The following is a 19,677-nucleotide window of genomic DNA, read 5'->3' on the forward strand; positions in this document are numbered from 1 at the left end:
TTATTTCAGGTCCAGTTGTTTACTGCCATCTTTCTGAATAGCGTATTTAAAAGTCACAAAGCCTGGTTTATGCGCGCGGGTGGGCAATTCCGGCGCGCCCTTATAAATACTGTAGATCACCATCTTGGCGTAGTGCCCCTTTGCCGTTTTGATGATCAGCGTACGTGGCATACTATAGCAGATATGTGCTACACTATCCGGGTTGGCGTCGGGGAACTGCAAGCCATAAAAATCATAAAAAGCCCATCCATCTGTGCTGGGACCGAAATAATCCAGCCCTATACCATCGTTGGTGAGCAACTGATCGTCACTGACAGGTACTGTTTTCACGTGTGCGAAAGCACTGTCGAACAGGCGACGGGCAGGAACGGTCTTTAGCGCTTTCTGCGGACCAACATAATATTCCGCATCAATGGCAGCATCTTTCACCAGGTAAATGCCCCCTGCGCCTGGTCCGCCGTAACCGGGTGAATACTTTGCCTTCCCGTTGTTGATAAGAATAGTACTGTTGTAGGTGCCGGTAAAGGCGATATCCCAGTTGGCCGTCTGTACCTGCGATGCGGGAATGGTCTTCTGGTCTTCCAGGCTGTAGTAAAATGCCCGCGCGGCAGCGCCGGAAGTGGCGTTCGTATCAGCAGCAAGATCCGCCAGGGTGTACACGCCGGTCTTCACATCCACGGTAGCTGTATCAACCGGGGGATTGACATCCGGGGTATCAGTATCACTTTTAGAGCAGGCGATGGCAAACATGGCCATGGCCACGCATAAGAGATTGGTCTTTTGCATAGAAATTATTGTGCTTAATCAGGTAATTACTCTCAGGGTGTTCTCAGGTTACGGCTTCCATCTTCCTGCACATAATAGCGGAAGGTGAAGTAAGGCGCCGGCCAGTACAGGTCCGTCACTGCCGGCGGGTTACCCTGGTATACATTGATCAGTTCCAGTTTAGCATATTTGCCTTCAGCTGTCATGATGACGAAGGTCCGGTTCTTAATGGGTATTGCCAGATGCGTGGTCAATGAGTAAAAGTACCAGCCTGTATTATACACCTGCGGATAGCCATCCCATCCTGTGAATTTCAGGTTATGCGCTTTCATTTCCTCCAGGGAGGGCGCTTCGGTCACCTTTGAATAAGGTGAATCCACGGCTATTATTAATCCTTTCCCCGGACCACCATACCCGGGGCCATTGGGATTGTTGCCGTCATTTACATAGACCAGCGCATTGTACACATCTGTAAAGGCAATGTCCCAACTGGCGCTCCGCCTGTTGCTGGCAGAGCTGTCCCAGGATTGTAACTTACTCTTCAGCTTGAAATAAAATGGCTTGAACGGACGGCGTTCCTTTCCTTCCACCCCATCGGCAACGGAAGCTTCCGTATCGCCGGCCAGGTCGTAGATCACTGTACTGACGCCATCTTCATAGTTGGTCTTTGTGTCCTTATTCCCGTCCTTCTTACAGGACGCAATGGTTAACAGTGCTGTCGTTAACAGACAAATATGGATTGTATGTCGCATGGTATTATTTATTTAAACATCCGCCATTTCAGTCCGGCCATCAATATCCGTCCTGGTTGTCCCGGCATCAGCATATCCGTATAATTCATCAGGTTATCCGCTGTTAACTGCACGGATAAATGATCTTTGCAAAATTTCTTTTCGAGCGATGCATATAGCATAGCATACCCTGCTATGAATGTATCGTACCTGTCCAGGAAACGGTTGTTGTTCGCATCATCATACCCGGCTTTACTCCTGCAGGTAAGGCGGAAGCTGGCGTTGATACCCCAGGGTGCATACTCATAAAACACCCGCAGGTTGGCCATGTGCCTGGACCTGTTTTCAAGGCCGATGTAATCACTCACTTTCGCGTTACGTGTTTCACCTGTATGACTGTTCCTTACCTTATTGTAAGGGTACCCACCCGCCCGGATGGAATCCATTATTCCCCTGTCTTTTGCGTACAGCAGCTGGTAACCTGCGGAGATGTCCAGTCCTTTTACAGGACTGACAGATACACCAGTTTCTACACCCGAAGTGTAAGACCGGTCAAGATTGATATAGGAATAAACAGGCTGATAATTAGTTCTTGTTGCTACCTGAACGGTATTAATAAAATTGTGCAGGTTGTTATAGAAAACATTCAGGTCCAGCTTTACAGCAGCATGTGGCTGTACACTGATACCGGCGTTACAAGACACAGATGTTTCCGGTTTGAGCGCAGCGCTGATATTCCTTGCCACAGGCCGTATTTCGCTGATCAGTCCTGCCGTCTGCATATCTGCCAGGGTAGCAGCCACCTCCTCGACCCCCAGTACAGTATACCCCGCCTGTGGATTGGTGAATACCTGGTAGCGTTTTTTAAAATCAGGCGTCTTGTAACCTGTCCCTACGGCTGCCTTAAATATGATCTTGTCGCTTAAACTATAGCTAACACCTACACTGGGATTCAACCTGCCCCCATAGTAATTATGGTGATCATAACGCAGGCCGGCACGCGTGGTCAGTTTACTGCATATCTTCCAGTCGCCCTGCAGATAAGCATATTCACTACGCATATCATTGCCGCCATGCAGTTCGGTATCGTCCATACTTTCGAGATTGATGCCCGCACCTCCGGTAAAGGACAATTTATCCGCAGGAATATATAAGACCTGCTCCTCAAAGCGGTGGAAATATTGTGTAAATTCATTTTCCTTCAGTACTGCCTGTTTGCCGGTGCTTACGTCCTGGCGGGAACTGTAACGGGTAAGGTAGTACTGGCTGTTCAGCCGGAACTTATTGTTAAAGGCAGACTGTAATACAAGAGACGCATTCACATCACTTTCGCTCAATACATCTTTTGTACTGTTTTCCGTTTGTCCTGTGCCATACACCGATTCATTCAGTGAGTTACGCAAAGCCCATCTGCCGGAGATGAACAACTGCTGACTACTACTGAGGCGATAACGTAAACGTGATTGCAAACTATAGCTGTCGTAAGGCGGAGCAGTAGCCCCCCTGCGCAAATAGCTGTTCACATTGTATCCATCCGTATGATAATAGTTGCCGGACAATGAAAGGGAGGCCTTCTCTCTGGCAAAAGGCATCTCTCCTTCCACTGTGGCATCCTGCGTATTTTGAGAACCGTAGCGCACAATAGCCTGTGCCTGCGGTGACGAGATCTTCTGACGGGTGATGATGTTCACCACTCCTCCCAGGGCCTCACTTCCAAACAAACTGGAAGAGGCGCCCTTTACGATCTCTATCCGTTCTATGTCTGACACGGTGATACGTGACAGGTCAAAGTTCCCCGCATTTCTTCCAATCATCGGCTGCCCGTCTATCAGGATCAGGATGTAATCGGAACTGAAGCCCTGCATCTGCATCCCGATAGCGCGTGAACCGGCGGCAATATCATTGACGATGTTCACACCGGTCTGTTCCCGCATTACTTCATCCAGTCTGCGACTACCCATCATGTCCAGTGTTTTCCTGCTGATGACCGTTACCGGCATAGCCGCTTTACTGGTAAGCGTTTCCAGGCGAACGGCCCTCACCTCCACCCCACGCAGGGCTTTCGCCCTGGTGGCAGTATCAGTCTGTGCCGATGCCTTATAAGCGCCGGTACACAATAGTATGATAGTGATGCACAGTTCCTTTCCGGTATACATTGGTTAAAATGCTGGTACGAATAAAAGTCTCTTCTAGCTGGCCGATTTCACCAGTTTGTACTCAATAACAGGGTATCCTCTGGTACCACCATCATTCAGGCCCATGCTGACGAATTTCAGCTTGTAATAATTGCCATTGGCATCCTTTACGATGTAATAAAAGTTCTTGTAGATGCCGTTACCTGTCGTAGCTCTCCAGCTGCCGCCGATGGCATCGCGGGTAGACACGAAGGTTTGCGCAGCGATATGGTCTGCTTTGAAATTGTTATAGCTTACGGTATTGCTGTCCACCTTTGCCGCAGTCACACCAACATATTGGTTGATCACTACAAAGTCAGAAAAGAAATACGGGATGGTAGCTGTGTAATAGGCAGCGTAAGACCAGGCGATATCCCATTGTGTTTTCTTAGGTTCCACATTTACAGTAGCACCATTATCCAGGGAGAAGAAGGTAAAGTTGTAGTTATTATCCTTGGCGATATTGGCCGTTTTGATAGTGGTTTCTTTCAGCTTTGCATACTGCAGGGTATAGCCATCTCCATTGCGTGTAACAAGGATCTTATACCAGGTAGCAGGATCTGCGGCGGAAGCATTTTCCGGTTTCACCAGGTAGACATGATTGGCGGAGGCAGTAGCAGATACTTCTGCGATCACAGTTTTGGTGAGGTCGCCATATACATCGTCGATCATGCTTAGTGTACCTGCACCCTGACCAATAGCCAGGCTTATACCTGCGGTATCGCTAATGTTCACAGTATTGATATCGGTCTTGCTCAATGCCACAGCGCTCATGGAAGTAAAGCTATTGAGTACGACACGGTATGAGGACCCGCTATAAAAACCGAGCGACCAGCTGGCGCGTGCTCTTGTAGCAGTAGAGTCTGAACTGAAATCTACGTAAACGGTATTAGGGGAACCAGTACCACCGCCACCGTTCAGGGTCAGCTGCGAGCCGTCTGAAGGAGGTATCACCACGGTGGTATCCTCGTCTTTACTACATGCACTGAATAATCCTGTTCCTATAGCAAGTACGAGAAAAAGTCTGCTTAATTTCATAGCCATCTTTTGTTTTTGCATTGTATTTATTAATCAATAATTATTTTCTGCTGTTCCAGTTGAAGCTTAATCCGGCGAAGTAGGAGCGCCCATACCACATCGGCAAAACACCTCCTGCAGTATGTGCCTGCCCGCTGGTCAAAGTAGAATTGCTGATATTCGTATTGTCAAACAGGTTTCTTACACCTGCATTTATAGTCACATACTTCGTAATACCCTTGCTTACTGTAAAATCCGCCTGGTGAAAAGCCTCCGTTCTCACTTCATGTATGAAGGCAGGTGCATTGGCAGTTGTCACCTCTTCATACGCCGGGCGTTCTCCATTGAACTTATAAGAGAGATTCAATGCTGTCTCTGTCTTCCTGAAATGATATGTAATGTTCGCATTCACTTCCGGTGTCCAGGTAAACTCAGGACTCGGATAGCTCTTATTGTACGTATCATCATCGGCAAACTGGTTATACCGACCTATGTAAGCGATGCCTGCGTTCACCTGCAGTTCTTTCCAGTTCAGCACTCCGCTCAGCGTGGCTCCGGTGGTTTTAAACCTGCTGATGTTTACATAGGTAGAGGTATCAGTACTATTGATCGTTGCAAGATCTATCCTGTCGTGGAAGTCGTTGTAAAACCCGGTTGCCGTTGCATTCAGGCGCACTGGCCCTTTCTGAATAGCCTGCCAGCTCAGAGACCCGGTGAAACTGTTGGAATATTCCGCTTTCAGGTCCCTGTTCCCTTTTATAGAATGACTGGCATCAAAGAAATAGAAATATAGTTCCCTCAATGCCGGCGCCCTGAAGCCACGGGCATAAGACAAACGCAGGTCCAGGTTACTGCGCAGTGCCAGCTTAGTGTTAACAGAAGGGATCAGGGGTGGCGCATCATAAACGGAGTTCCTGCTTAACCGTACACCCGGACGTACATTCAGCCAGCGTATTGGTTTGATCTCTGCAGACAGGAAGAGGGAATAATCACTGATCTCCGGTGTGCCCGATATCCGCTCACCGGAGGAGCCGTCCCTGCGGTATTCAATGCCTGGCTGAAAAGACCATACCGGCGATAATGTATACTGTGCAGTTCCCCTGAAGAAGATCGTATTGAATTTGGAAACGTCCTGTGCTCCTGCATTGGCCGACAGCATTTCCGTGTTATTGGTAAAATCTTTGATAGTAGTACGTGTCACTCTTTTGTATTGCTGGTATGAAGCAGCACCATTCACGCTCAGGTCTTTATTCACCTGCCACATTGCCTGTGCCTGGTGCGTATAGCGGTCTGTCAGGTAATGCTGGTCTGTAGCCTTGCCATTGTCAAAATTGATATCGCCTCTGCTGATGATATCTTCATCCAGGTAATCGAGCCTGTACCATATTTTCAGATGATCATTAGTGTAGCCAAATGAGCCATTGGCCATCAGCTGATCCTTTGGTTTCCAGGCCTTCTTCCGGCCTGTGAGCGTATCACTCCATCCGCCAAAATCATTGCGGGTGATACCTCCTCCGGCAAAGAAACCATTATGCCCCCACTGGAGGCCCAGGTTTTCATTATGCACACCTTTACCACTAAAGGCTGCATACTCTTTCCCCACAGTCTCTTCCTGTACCCTGGCTGTTACAGACAACTGCTTACCACCACGATATTTCTTAGTGATAATATTGATAACGCCCGCCAGTGCATCAGTACCATATGCAACAGACATGGGCCCTTCTACTATTTCAATCCTTTCTATTGTATTAATATCTATCTGTGTCAGACTTTGCCGGGTGCTGCCCCTGTCAGCCAATGGCACACCATCCAGCAAAATCTTTACATTTGTGCCAGACATGCCCATGAGCTCCACATCAGTTTCTCCCAGTGTAGCATCGTTGGAGAAGCGCACGCCCAGTTCATTATCCAACACGCCCAGCACATTCGTGGCGCCGCGCAATTTTATATACTCACCCGAAATGGTTCTTACCTGGTAAACCGATTGTTTTAATGACTGCGGAGTATATTGCCCTGTTACCACTACGTCACGCAAACGTACTGAATCAGATATAACGGTAGCCGGTGCGGCAGACTGCGCCCATGCGCCGTTACACAATGCAATAGAAAGTCCCAGCACAGTAAGATGTGACCTCATAAAGTATAGTAGCATTAACCCCTTAGAGTTGTTAGAACAAAAGATCCCCTGTCGCGATATTGGTATAAGACAATACGGCGACCCATGCGGATGCATTAACAGTTTTAAATAAATATGTTATTGTATTACACGAACTACAGCGGAGTTTGTAGCTATTGTATAATATTGGCGGAGTAATAATACATGCAAAGAAAGCATGTAACGGGTAAATAAGTTTATCTATTCAGGAAAATGATTTACGCGAAAAGGAAAATCTACCTGATCAGTTCATATACCTGTTGGAGTAATATGGCTTCACTCATGGCTTCTTTCATATCCCGCCATTCCTGTTTGGTAAAAGTAAAACTGATGTCCCGGTATGGAGAGTGCACTACTACACGCTCTTCTCCGTCGGGAAACGTCATTGAGCAATCGTGAAACTGCTGGTGCTCCAATGATTCATAGAATAGCTGAAATTCCTGTGGTGTGAAGTTCAGGACCAGGTTATTGTGCCAGATATAGACTGTCTGACAATTTGCACAATGGCTGATGTGGGCCTGGTTTTTCCTGCACAATGTTCTGATATCGCACATATTTTTTTGTTTAAGGGTTCTTTAGAATCACAGCACTCCTTCCGGAGTGCTGTGCCGGAAATACCTGTTCTGCCTGGGTCTGCAGTCCGTAGTGCTGACGGGCATTGAGCATTACTTCACAGAAGGTTTTGTAGGATAGCAAATATTTTTTGGGTGCTGACAAACAATGGATGTTCGCAGCATGATATTTCAATCACTCTTTACGCAATTCAAAAATAGCGAGTAGTATTAAGGAAGGATGCTCAAATGAGGAAAACGATTTGTCTATTAGGGAAAATATCGGAATGAAATCAGGGATTAATATGCAAAATCCGCGTATCATGTACCCCGGGCATTGCCCAGGGGCTACAAACACGGCGCTCCTAACGGAGCGTTGTGCGAAATTGATGGAGGTTTGTCTTGATATATATTATGTTCCCGCGCTACGCCCGGGGCTATAAACATGGCGCTCCTAACGGAGCGTTGCGTGAAATTGACGGAGGTTTGTCTTGATATATATTATGTTCCCGCGCTATGCCCGGGGCTATAAACACAACCCTCCTAACGGAGCGTTGTGCGAAATTGATGGAGGTTTGTCTTGATATATATTATGTTCCTGTGCTATGCCCGGAGATATAAACACGGCGCTCCTAACAGAGCGTTGCGTGACGTGATGAATGTTTGTCCGGGTATACACATTATGTCCCCGGGCCACAGCCCCGGGGACATAAAGACGGTGCTCCTGCAGGAGCGTTATGCGACATTATTATTTGTTCAACACCTGTTACAACGCAGCAGCCAGCGCACGCCATTCCTGTAGTTCGGGATTACCTGGTTTACGCTTGCCAAAGAACTGTGCGATCATTTCTCCTGCTGCATCAAACACTTCTACTGAGGTAACAATCCCATCAACAGAAGGTTTTTCTACCACCCAGCTTTGTGCGATCGCATCTGTTCTGAGGTGAAGGTTGAAATCTTCATCCATTACATTGATCCAGCTGGGAATAGCCACGATCTTCTGTACAGGGCCTGTATGTATTTCAATGTTACCCGGATTACCTACAAATACCATGATCTCCAGTCCGCTGGCAGCGGCTTTCTCCAACAACGTCTTTACACAATCATTATCAGTACGGCGCGCGAATTTGCCCGCTGCGAGTTCAAGCGCACGAACCCGGGAGAGTTTATGTTTCATCAACAGCGGGAAGAAATCATGCGTATCCTGTAACGCAGCCCATCCCTGAAGGAATGCTTCCGCATCAGCATCTTTATCATTATATACAGGAGCAGGAGGCGGAGCCGCAACGGTAATAGCAAGGGGTTGTTCTTCGGCAGTGAAATCTGCTACCAGCGCATCCCAGGCAGTCAGATTGGTTTGTTCTACAGCATAGATCTTCATGATGGCGGTGCCTTGTGCGTCAAATATCTGGATAGATCTTTTGAAGCCTGTGCTATCGTCTGTTTCTACAGCAAATCCGTATTTCCAGCGCGAGAAGAACATACGCAGGTCTATATCTTTTCCCAGCACGGTACCCACATGTTTATTCTCAGTGTTCACTATTTCAAAAACACCTTTGCGTTCTATCACACAGTGTTCGTTGCGTGTCAGCACCATTACCTTCCCCAGTGCAGGCATGGCCTGTATGAGTGCAGGAAAATCATTCTTCAGATGTTTTACGGTACCACCGGTGCAGGCAGCTACCAGCTCGCCTTCACTTACCTGTAACTGGCTGGCAGCGTCACGGATCCTTGTTTTAGGATGTTGTTCACGAAAAGCCAGCCATTGTTCTTTTAACGTTGTCAAAGTTGCGTTCATGTTTTATAATACATTTAATGCCTTTGCGGCAGGTAATTGAAATAAACCACTGGCAGCGGCGGTAACCACCAGCGGATAAAGACAGTGAGGATGTTCCAGTACGGCGACATCCACACCGAAACAGTTTTTGATATGCGCCGGTGTAAAGATCTCTTCCACAGTTCCCTGTGCATATACACGGCCATCTTTCAGCATCAGCAGTGTACGGGCATAAGCGGCGGCCAGCTGAAAATCGTGCAGTACAGCTACTACCAGTACACCACTGGCAGCCAGCGTGGAGGCCAGTTGCAATGACAATTGCTGGTGTTGTATGTCCATGCCCGTTACCGGTTCATCAAGCAGCAGCATTTTTCTGCCCCTGTAATCTGTAGCCTGCAGATCGGGCGCTTCCAGCAACTGGGCCAGTACACGCGCCATCTGTACACGTTGCTGCTGCCCTCCCGATAATGTCGGATATGTTCTGTCACGCAGGTGCTGTACCTGCATTACTTTTAAGGCATAGTTAATGATCTCTTTGTCTGCAGCAGAAAGATGGGTATTATAGATATAACGGCCCATACTTACAACTTCTGCCACAGTGAATGGCTGATTTAACGTCAGTTGCTGTGACAACACCGCCCTTGTGCGGGCCTGCATTGCCACCGGCAATGTCTTTAGTTCCTGCCCTCCTATCAGTACACTTCCCTGGTACTGTATGTATTCACCAGCTATGACTTTCAGCAAGGTGGATTTTCCGGCGCCATTGGCGCCCATGATCACACACAGCTCACCGGCAGCGGCCTGCAGGTGAATGCCTTCCAGGATCTTCATTTTACCGAGTGAAAGCGAAACATCTTTTACACACAACATCATGCCGGTATGGTGCTTTTTTCTTTGATAATAAGCCAGAGGAAAAATGGTGCGCCTATTACAGCGGTAATAATTCCCACGGGCAATTCCGCAGGCGCTACGATGGTCCTGCATAAGAGGTCTGCCACCGTCAGTAATACTGCGCCGGAGAGTGCAGCGCCCGGTATGAGTATCCTGTAGTCAGGGCCGGTGAACTGACGTACGATATGTGGCACGATCAGGCCTATAAACCCGATAATGCCTGCTACTGCTACGCCTGCCGCTACGGCCATCGTTGCAAAGATGACCAGCATCGACTTCAGCCTGGGTACTCTCACGCCGCTATGCATAGCCTCCCTTTCTCCTAATGCCAGCAGGTTCAATGCAGGCGCCAGGCGGGGCAGCATGATCAGTGGAATGATAATAAAGGGTGCTACGCCTGCTACAGTTTGCCAGCTGGCGCCTCCCAGGCTACCGAGCGACCAGAATGTAATACTGCGTAGTTGCTCGTTGTTGGCCAGGTAGGTCATCAGCCCGGTAACAGATTCGCATAAGGCCCTTACCGCAATACCGGCCAGCAGCATGGTAGAAATAGCTGCTTGCCCGCCGCTGCGGGCAATACGGAAAATAAACAGGGTCGTAATAACTGCTCCTGCAAATGCTGCCAGGTTCAACGCGTAAAAATTCAATACAGGCGCCTGCTCAAATACAGGTAATGCACTTTGCACAATGATCATTATCACCGCCGCCATAGAAGCGCCGGAACTGATACCTATCAGCCCGGGATCTGCCAGCGGATTGCGGAACAATCCCTGCAGTGAGGCGCCAGCTACGCCAAGTCCTGCACCTATCAGTACGCCCAGCATGACCCTCGGCAGGCGTATCATCCACAATACGCCGGGCATATTCTCTTCATAGGTAACAGGCAGGTGAAAGCCTGCCTTATCCAGCAGGATGGCAAGTACCTGCACCGGAGAGATATGCATCGCGCCTGTACCGGTTGCCAGCAATATCACAATGATGAGCAACACACCCAGGACGCTGATACTGCTGACACGTTTTATATTTGCTATATTCATTACGAATTCAATTTCCCCGCCAGCTCCTGCACAGCCTGTATCACACGCGGTCCGAAGCCTGTCAGCAGCTGGCCATCCATGACAATTACCTTTTTTTGTTTGCCTGCTGTTGTCTGTGCAATGCCCTGTACTTTCAGCAGGCCATCCACACCGCCCATGCTTTTTAGTCCGTCATCAAACATCAGGATCACATCAGGATTGGCAGTCACCAATGCTTCAGGCGTCAATGGCTTGAAATCATTGAACCCGGTAGCCGCGTTCTGTGCACCGGCAAGCGCAATGATCTTGTCGAGGGGAGTTTCTTTGCCTGCCACCATCATAGTGCCGGCGCCGCGGGCATAAATGAATAATACTTTTTTCGGCTGTGGTTTTATCTGTAACGCCTGCTGCTCCCTATCCAGCTGTTTTACCAATGCAGCGCCTTTCTCCGGCACTTTCAGGGCAGCGGCTACTTCTGTGATCAGTTTTTTTGTTCCTGCTACGGAGAATTCCTGTTTCATCAATACCGTTCTTACACCCACATTTTTAAACTGTTCGATCACAGCCGGCTGAATAAAATTGTCAGTGGCCAGGATCAGGTCAGGCTGCAACGCCAGTACCGGCTCCGCAGAAATGTTCCTGTTATGTCCCACTTTCGCTACCTGCTTCATACTGGCAGGATACGTGCTGGTTACATCCACACCTACCAGGGCGTTCTCAAATCCAAGTGCACATACAATCTCAGTAACAGCACCGTTCAGGGACACTATACGCTTAATACCCTGTTGCGCGCTAACATTCATCGCTGCCAGCAAGCAGACAGCCAATGACACGATCAATGATCGTATCCTTATATGATTCATCATAATCTGATTAAAGTAAGAATGACAATAAATAATGTTGAAAAGAAGAAATGAATGGTTGACCCTACCCGGGGTTTGGGCCAACCATCGCTTACCGTAAGCATTTTACTCCGCCATGCTCAGGCAAGAACTTTAAAATAAGTTATCGCATACAGGATACCGGGAAGTCAGGTATTGGCACGAAAGGCCACTACGGAACTTCACAGTTGTCCGGTACAGTTTTACCAGTAATTAAAATTTAAAGTGTAGCTATCAGCCGAGAATGATATATAGGGATATATCAGAAATGGACTGACAGGTGCGGCGGAGTAATTGAGTGATGCAAATCTATGTCATAGAAATGTAACAAACTAATCGGATCGGGAAATTTTTATGACAATCTTTACGCAAAAGGAAATATTTACGTCTTTCAATATTTCATGGGGGAAGTTCAGGATGGGGTTAAACTAAATGCTTTCTGCTATTGTTAAATATACATTACCTATCACCGGAAAAACTTTAAACCCATGGATTGGGATGAAATACTGAATCCACTATCGCCATACTATCAGAGTGCGATGCAGGAACAACAGCAACTTGTGAATCTGCAGGATGGACTTATATCAGCCGCCAGAGAACTGATGTCATCCGTTTACCCGCAGATCTATCACCTTGAATCGGCCGGATACACAGAACTTGAAAACACCATTATTTCGGAATGTGTGAAACTGTCGTGTAAACTGAACGATATTATACTGAAGTACCAGATAGAAAAATAGCCACTGTACTATTACTGTACTGAGAATGAAAGCCTTCTGGCATTCACCCCGCCTAAGATGCCATATCCGTTCTTCACATTGGAATAGACGTTCACGGGATCTGTTGTGAAATCCAGTCGATCCTCCAATCGTTGCGAATATGTTCCATCGAGGTATTTATAGGCTCCTCTGGTCAAACCGCTAACTTCCACTATCATGTGAGAAGCTGTTATTTCTTTGCTTGTCTGTAACACAAAGAGGACATCTTTTCCATTGATACGCTCGTCGGTCAGCAATACTTCACTGTAATACGCATTACCGATGATGTCAATGAAGTTATTGTTGAACGAGGGGTCCAGCCGGAACTTTACGGTGTCCTGCTTCAACGGTACGATCTGTCCATTTACCGTATCTGCATTATATACGCGGATCCTGTAATAATTCTTTTCTGCGATATTATCTTTCAAAGAGAACTTTATCCTGTTGGAAGTCCTCTGTGCGGATGCATCTCTGACGTTTGCCGCTGCAGGTGTGCTATCTGTAGCTTCTACACTGGCCAGACCGGTATAACTTACGCTCACCGTATACTGTTTCCCGGCCCCGGCTACCCCTTGCGATACATAATATCCTTTTCCGTTGATCATCCGCCACTCCGGCGCAGGCAGGGTTATTCCGTCTTCCCGTAAGACTACATTTGCCCCCGGCAGCTCAGGGAAGCGCAGGTTGCCATACTCTTTCACCGGCTTGCTTTTGGTAACGCGTATATAAATGAAGCTGTCTGGTTGTATCAGGCTGTTCAGGACCACCTTGTCCCCGTCGTAGGGAATGGGCATCCGTGATTCTTTCTCACAGGCTGTCGTCACAATAAGCAGCAACATTGCATAAAAAGAAAATCGACGCATACGTTTCGTTTAAAATTTAATTGCATAGGTCACGCTGGGCAGGATAGGCAAAATGCTGACCTCTGCCAGGTAACGTTCCTGTTTCTCCGTATCGGTGACCATATAGTAAGAATATGGATTCCGTTGATTATAAGCATTGTACAGGCTGAATGTCCAGCTCTTTGTCCACAGTTTTTTCTTTTTACTGTATGTGGCGCTGATATCCAGCCGGTGCATGGATGAAGTACGATATTTATTCCTGTCGCCGATATGATCGATGATGGGATCTTTCCCCGGCGGATCAAAAGGAGAGGCATCTCCTATTCCTTCAAAGCTTGCCGTTGGCAGAGTCAATGGTAAGCCGGTCGTAAACTCCCAGGTGGCAGACAATTCCCAGCGTTTGCCAAGGCGTTGTGTCAGCACTGCTTCAATATCATGCCGGCGGTCATATTTATATGGGAAAGGCTTACCTCCGTTCACAGTCGGAAATGTTCTGTTTGACCAGGCCAATGTGTAACCGATCCATCCGCGTGTGGTGCCTTTTTTCTTTTCCAGCATGATCTCACCTCCATAACTGCGCCCTTTACCAATAGCCACCAGTTCATCCCAATGCGTGCCTGCACCACTGAACGGGGATACCGGTTCGTTATATTCAATCACATGGTCCATCGTTTTATAATATAACTCCAGGGACATGGTATACATGCGATGCCTGCTGCTTTTGGCTATTCCCACAGAGCCCTGCCGGGAGAACATCGGCTGCACCTTCCCTGTAGACGGCACCCATAGATCAGTAGGCGAGTTGATGGTACTGTTGGTCAAAAGATGCAGATACTGGGTCATATGCGTATATGAGGCTTTAACAACCCACTTGTGCGGCAACAGGTACCGCGCGCCCAATCTCGGCTGTACAGAATGATAAAAACGACCGTCTACCAGGAAGCTGGAAGCATGTACACCCGCATTGATCCAGAGGGACTGTGATGCTTTCCATTCATCTTCTGCATATAACAGTATCTCCTGTCCTGTGGAAGCACCATCGTTGTAAGTGGTATCCAGTGCCGGCTGTCCGCCGCCTGCGTCTTCAAATAATGATACCCCCGGATTAAAGATGTGCGTGATAGCACCTGCGCCAAACTTGATCGTATGATTGGGTTTTGGCCTGTATTCAAAATCCGCCCTTCCAACGATATCCGTTATGCTGGAATAATATTTCCCGTATGCAATACTTGTATCTGCTGTATTTAACGGATTATAATCATAATTATATTCAGTAGAAAAATGGTATTGTGAATAAGTGCTTGTGATATTGGCAAACAGCTTCGGACTGAATACATGGTTCCAGCGCAGGGTGCCGGTGTAGTTACCCCAAACGAACCTGGAACGGCTATCAGCATAATAAGTAGATGTTCCGGCCGTATCTCCTTTCCGGCCTTCCCGGTATGTTACCTTCAGCATGTCCTGCCCTACATAGCCACTCAGGTACAAACGATCCTTTTCGGAAAAAATGTGGTTCACTTTCAGATTAGCATCATAAAAATACACGTATGCCTTGTTATCCGGTTCTTCAGCCTCACCGTTCAGCTTCAGGTCATTCAGCAGCGCATCAAGATGTGAGCGACGGCCAGACACCACAAACGAAGTCTTTCCTTTTTTTATAGGACCTTCTACCATGGCCTTCGCAGCAATCAGCCCGATAGCAGCCTCTCCATGATACTGCTGCATATCGCCGTCTTTCAACGCAATATCTACAACAGACGATAAACGGCCGCCGTAACGGGCAGGAAATGCACCTTTATAGAAGTCTGCACTCTTAACAATATCAGGATTGAACACGGAGAATATCCCGAATAAATGTGAGACACTGAAGATCGGTGTACCATCCAGCAGCACAAGGTTCTGATCCGGGCTACCGCCTCTTACATTCAGTCCGCCGCCACCTTCCAAACCACCCGACACACCGGGCAATGCCCCGATCGCCCGCATCATATCCGCCTCGCCCAGCAGGCGTGGCATCGCTTTCATGTCTGCCTGCGACATGTTTAATTTACTCAGGGGCGCCTGTTCCTGTTGTTGCCGGAGCGTATCTGTCAGTATCACCACTTCGGGCAGGCTGTTTTGGGATTGGAGCGGTACGATCACGGGGTCTGTCTGGGATTTTCTTACCGGTAACCTGCCCGGTTTATAACCGATGTAGGAGACTAGTAAACTAATCGTATCCCGGGGTAATGTGAGACTGAAAAAGCCAAACTGGTTGGTGGTGGTCCCAACACGTTGTACAGGGGAGTAAACGGTTGCACCGATCAGCTTTTCGCCGGTGGTATAATCCTGCACATATCCACTGATCGTCTGTGTGGGATGCTTTTTAAAGGTCAGTACGATCTGATCGCCGATACGGGCGAAATGGATATCGAAGGGCTCAAAAATATCTTCCAGCGCTTTTTTCAGGGGCCTGTTATGTATGTTCACTGTTACCAGCGGAGACAGGTCAACAACATTTTTGCTGTAAGAGAAATGGATGCCATATTGCTTCTCGAGGATAATACATATGGTTTCAAGCGGCTGGTCCTTCACTGCCACACTGACCCTGGTACGCCAATCCCACCCGGAGGATGCAAGTACAGGAATACAGATCAGCAATGTTCCCAATAACATCCTACCAAACAGCGACATCATTCTTCTTAAGGTTGTAAAAATTATTCTTCATGCTTCTTTAATATTACGACGGTGTCTTTTTTCTCTATCTCTGCATTGGTCATAAACGCAATAGACGCCAGTACATTCTCTGCCGTTTCTCCCGTAAAAGTAGCTGTTACAGGCAATTGCAGCAAGGCGGCATCTGCGGTAACATGCATATGATAGATCATTTCAATGGTCTGCAATACTTCGGACAAGGGAACATCGGAAAATACCAGCTGCCTGGCGGAGGCATCTGCCACATGTGCGGCGATCCTAAAAGGCACCTCTTCTCCCTGCTGTTCCAGCAGCATACCGGCAGATAGTACCACGCTGTCCTTACTGTTCCTGTCTGTTACCATGATCTGCCCGGTATCCACATGTATACGCAATGCACCTCTTTTACCCGCTGCCACATCTACCATAAAACGGGTACCTAATACTTTGATCGTTCTCTCCCCGAGTTTTATTATAAACGGGTGAGCGGCATCCGGCGTTACATTAAATATGGCTTTTCCTTCCAGCGACACTTCCCGCTGCCTGCGGCCAAACCCTGCCTGTACCAGGAGCTGTGCCTTATCTTCCAGCTGAACGGTAGTCCCATCTGTCAGCTGCGCCACCACCGGCCCTGTAAACCGTTGGGTACGGCCACTGCGGGTGGTCAGCCATAACAGGCCCGTTCCGGCGGCGAACAATATCACAGCGGCTGCCATCCACCATTTACGCCATTTGACCGTCCTTCCCCCCATCCTGGCGTTCAGGGATTGCCAGGCACGTTCCGTATCAGCAGGCGTCACTACGATATGGGGCTGGTCCTGCAGCAACTTTTCAAGTGCTGAGAGCAGCCCGGGGTGCTCAGGATCACTTCTTAACCAGTCGTCCACCCACTGGCGTTCAGCCTTATCAGCCTCACCCAGCAAATATTTACATAGCAAGGCGTATAACGCCTCATCAGCATACAGTTTAGTCATCGAACAGTTTGTAGTATTTAAAACAGATGAAAGCAGGCAAAAGCACAATGAGGCTTTCTCATGTTAACAGACGCAGGTTGTAGCAGGTTTCCCCTATCGGAGATGCAAATATTCGTAAAAATTATAAAAGATAATCACATTAACAACAGCGCAGAAGCAATTGACGGCATCTGCCAATTCCGGGGACAACATATCTATCCCTGTTCCGGAGCCCACCACGAGGCATAACAGGTCTATTATAACGGGATCATTTGCCAGGACCAGCTCCATCCCCCGGGCAAACAACAAACCGGCAAACAACAACCGGCCAACAATAAACCGGGAAACATAACGCCAATGGACTCCGTCAGGAGTCCCCGTGTTTGTAGCGCGGGGTGTCAACCCCGGGCCAAAAACAACCGGCAAACAACAAACCGGCCAACAATAAACCGGGAAACATAACGCCAATGGACTCCGTCAGGAGTCCCCGTGTTTGTAGCGCGGGGTGTTAACCCCGGGCCAAAAACAACCGGGCCAAAACAACCGGCACCCCCCCCCGGGCCAACAACAACAAACCCGGACAAACAACAACAACCGGCCAACAACAACCCGGACAAACAACCCCGGGCAAACAACAAACCGGCCCCCGAAGGGGCAAACATACCTGACCGGTCATAACAACAACACGTGCAGGTACTCTTTCAGCTCTTTATGCATGATTTTCAAGGCCTTCCCCATTTGATTCTCCACCGTCTTCACAGAAATGTTCATCACCTCCGCTATTTCGGCATATTTTAATTGTTGCTGCCGGCTGAGTATAAATACTTCACGGCAACGCTCGGGCAGCACTTCCAGCGCCTGCTGATACATCCGCTCCAACTCCCAGGCGGGAGATTGTGCCTGCCCGTCGGCGGCCCGCAGACCGCCTGCCACCTGCTCTTTTTCCTGCCTTACTGTTTCCTTCCGCCAGTTACTGATAGCCGTATTCCGGATGGCGGCAAACAGGTAAGACTTCATAGCGCCCGCAACATCAATGGTTTCGCGTTTCTCCCACAGTCGCAGGAACACCTGCTGCACTACCTCTTCCGCCTCATGGACGTCGCCGGTGTAATGCACCGCAAATGCCAGGCATGCGGCATGATGTTCTCTAAAGGTATTTTCAAATGTACGACGGTCCAGCATTGGTATTTAAGCCCTGTAAAGATATAATATATACCGGGTTTTGTTGTGTTATATGCTGACTATCACCATTTCCGGGTATTCAGGTTCGAAGGAATGACTATTGTTGAACTTATTTATCTTTGTGCCCGCATGTATAATCTTATCAAAAAAATACTCTTCCGCTTTCCGCCGGAAGGCATTCACCACCAGGTAATGAAAGGCCTGCAGGTAATGCACAATATCCCCCTGGGGAAAAATGTCGTACGTTCTTTCTGCCAGCCTAAACGCAAAGGCCTCGAAAGACAATTATGGGGACTGACCTTTAAAAATCCCGTAGGACTGGCAGCAGGTTTCGATAAAGACGCCCGCTATACTGACGAACTGGCCAGCCTCGGATTCGGCTTCGTGGAGATCGGCACCGTTACACCGGTAGCACAACCCGGTAATGATCAGCCCCGCCTTTTCCGTCTTCCTGCCGACCAGGCACTTATCAACCGGATGGGCTTCAACAACGGAGGTGCTATCGCCGCTGCCAAACGCCTGCAGAAACGGAAATCAGATATTATCATCGGTGGTAATATCGGCAAGAACAAGATCACTCCGAATGAACAGGCCATCAACGATTATGAGAAATGTTTCCATGCCCTGTTCGATGTGGTGGATTATTTCGTTGTGAATGTCAGCTCTCCCAATACGCCTAATCTCCGTGCGTTACAGGAGAAAGAGCCCTTAAAGCAGCTCCTGCATCACTTGCAGATGCTGAATGCCCAGAAGCCGAAACAAAAACCTATTCTGCTGAAAATAGCGCCAGACCTGACCAGCAGTCAGCTGGACGATATTATCGAGATCGTACAGGAAACCAAACTGGCGGGTATTGTTGCTACCAATACAACTATCGACAGGGATAACTTACAGACGCCGGCAGAAGAAGTAGCCGCTATCGGCTCCGGGGGGCTGAGCGGCCTGCCGGTAAAGCAAAAGGCCACAGAAGTGATCCGCTACATCCACAAGCACACTAATGGCGCTGTGCCTATCATTGCCGTAGGAGGCATCTTCACCGCTGCAGATGCACAGGAAAAACTGGATGCCGGGGCCTCGCTGGTGCAGGTGTATACAGGATTTGTGTATGAAGGGCCAACAATTGTAAAGAAGATCTGCGAAGGATTAAAATAATATATACTGAAACACAACAGGCGTCATATGTGCACAGCTGTGTACATATGGCGCCTGTTGTATTAAGAAAGGAGTTTTTTTTATTTGGTTACCTGCTGGTCGTTTAAGCGATTCGCAGTGTCAATTTTTACTTTTGAGCTTTCTTCAATGGCTTTTTTT

At 48.2% G+C, this 19,677-nt stretch carries 16 protein-coding genes; 2 read left to right on the forward strand and 14 right to left on the reverse strand.

The window, feature by feature from the left end; genetic code table 11:
* The 10 genes from MYF79_RS31950 to MYF79_RS31995 all read right to left on the reverse strand — a co-directional run bounded on the left by MYF79_RS31950 (position 1) and on the right by MYF79_RS31995 (position 11,943).
* Positions 1-786, reverse strand: a complete 786-nt coding sequence (locus MYF79_RS31950; protein WP_247811864.1) for an HmuY family protein — start codon at positions 784-786, stop codon at positions 1-3.
* A 32-nt stretch (positions 787-818) separates the two neighbouring features.
* Positions 819-1,517, reverse strand: a complete 699-nt coding sequence (locus tag MYF79_RS31955) for a hypothetical protein (RefSeq protein WP_247811865.1) — start codon at positions 1,515-1,517, stop codon at positions 819-821.
* A gap of 8 nt (positions 1,518-1,525) precedes the next feature.
* The gene (locus tag MYF79_RS31960; protein WP_247811866.1) at positions 1,526-3,652 is read right to left on the reverse strand and encodes a TonB-dependent receptor plug domain-containing protein; all 2,127 of its coding nucleotides are present in this window, start codon (positions 3,650-3,652) and stop codon (positions 1,526-1,528) included.
* 33 nt (positions 3,653-3,685) lie between these two features.
* The gene (locus MYF79_RS31965; RefSeq protein WP_247811867.1) at positions 3,686-4,708 is read right to left on the reverse strand and encodes an HmuY family protein; all 1,023 of its coding nucleotides are present in this window, start codon (positions 4,706-4,708) and stop codon (positions 3,686-3,688) included.
* Between the two features lie 40 nt (positions 4,709-4,748).
* Entirely contained in the window at positions 4,749-6,824 is a 2,076-nt protein-coding gene (locus MYF79_RS31970; protein ID WP_247811868.1) for a TonB-dependent receptor plug domain-containing protein, read from the reverse strand.
* Positions 6,825-7,078: 254 nt separating this feature from the next.
* On the reverse strand, positions 7,079-7,396 hold the full coding sequence (locus MYF79_RS31975) for a DUF6686 family protein (RefSeq protein WP_247811869.1): 318 nt from the start codon (positions 7,394-7,396) through the stop codon (positions 7,079-7,081).
* Between the two features lie 763 nt (positions 7,397-8,159).
* Entirely contained in the window at positions 8,160-9,191 is a 1,032-nt protein-coding gene (locus MYF79_RS31980; protein ID WP_247811870.1) for a hemin-degrading factor, read from the reverse strand.
* 3 nt (positions 9,192-9,194) lie between these two features.
* On the reverse strand, positions 9,195-10,043 hold the full coding sequence (locus tag MYF79_RS31985; protein ID WP_247811871.1) for a heme ABC transporter ATP-binding protein: 849 nt from the start codon (positions 10,041-10,043) through the stop codon (positions 9,195-9,197).
* Positions 10,040-11,098, reverse strand: a complete 1,059-nt coding sequence (locus MYF79_RS31990) for a FecCD family ABC transporter permease (RefSeq protein ID WP_247811872.1) — start codon at positions 11,096-11,098, stop codon at positions 10,040-10,042. Before MYF79_RS31990 ends, MYF79_RS31985 begins: the two co-directional genes overlap by 4 nt.
* On the reverse strand, positions 11,098-11,943 hold the full coding sequence (locus MYF79_RS31995; RefSeq protein ID WP_247811873.1) for a hemin ABC transporter substrate-binding protein: 846 nt from the start codon (positions 11,941-11,943) through the stop codon (positions 11,098-11,100). The genes MYF79_RS31990 and MYF79_RS31995 overlap by 1 nt, the downstream gene beginning before the upstream one ends.
* Positions 11,944-12,446: 503 nt before the next feature.
* Here MYF79_RS31995 and MYF79_RS32000 point away from each other — a divergent pair.
* Positions 12,447-12,698 (forward strand): hypothetical protein, encoded by a 252-nt coding sequence (locus tag MYF79_RS32000; RefSeq protein WP_089828543.1) that lies wholly within the window; start codon positions 12,447-12,449, stop codon positions 12,696-12,698.
* A gap of 11 nt (positions 12,699-12,709) precedes the next feature.
* On the opposite strand, the gene MYF79_RS32005 is transcribed toward MYF79_RS32000, so the two are convergent.
* From MYF79_RS32005 to MYF79_RS32020, 4 genes are all read right to left on the reverse strand, one after another.
* Positions 12,710-13,579, reverse strand: coding sequence for a DUF4249 domain-containing protein (locus MYF79_RS32005; RefSeq protein WP_247811874.1), 870 nt, complete (start codon positions 13,577-13,579; stop codon positions 12,710-12,712).
* A 9-nt stretch (positions 13,580-13,588) separates the two neighbouring features.
* Positions 13,589-16,234, reverse strand: coding sequence for a TonB-dependent receptor (locus MYF79_RS32010; RefSeq protein ID WP_247811875.1), 2,646 nt, complete (start codon positions 16,232-16,234; stop codon positions 13,589-13,591).
* A gap of 20 nt (positions 16,235-16,254) precedes the next feature.
* Entirely contained in the window at positions 16,255-17,205 is a 951-nt protein-coding gene (locus MYF79_RS32015; protein ID WP_247811876.1) for a FecR domain-containing protein, read from the reverse strand.
* A gap of 651 nt (positions 17,206-17,856) precedes the next feature.
* Positions 17,857-18,366 carry an RNA polymerase sigma-70 factor gene (locus MYF79_RS32020; RefSeq protein ID WP_247811877.1) on the reverse strand — a complete coding sequence of 170 codons (510 nt, stop codon included), beginning with the start codon at positions 18,364-18,366 and terminating at the stop codon, positions 17,857-17,859.
* Between the two features lie 129 nt (positions 18,367-18,495).
* Between MYF79_RS32020 and MYF79_RS32025 the strand changes: the two genes are divergently transcribed.
* Positions 18,496-19,518, forward strand: coding sequence for a quinone-dependent dihydroorotate dehydrogenase (locus MYF79_RS32025; protein WP_247811878.1), 1,023 nt, complete (start codon positions 18,496-18,498; stop codon positions 19,516-19,518).
* Positions 19,519-19,677 lie beyond the last annotated feature (159 nt).

Source organism: Chitinophaga filiformis, assembly GCF_023100805.1.
GTDB classification, from domain to species: Bacteria; Bacteroidota; Bacteroidia; order Chitinophagales; family Chitinophagaceae; genus Chitinophaga; species Chitinophaga filiformis_B.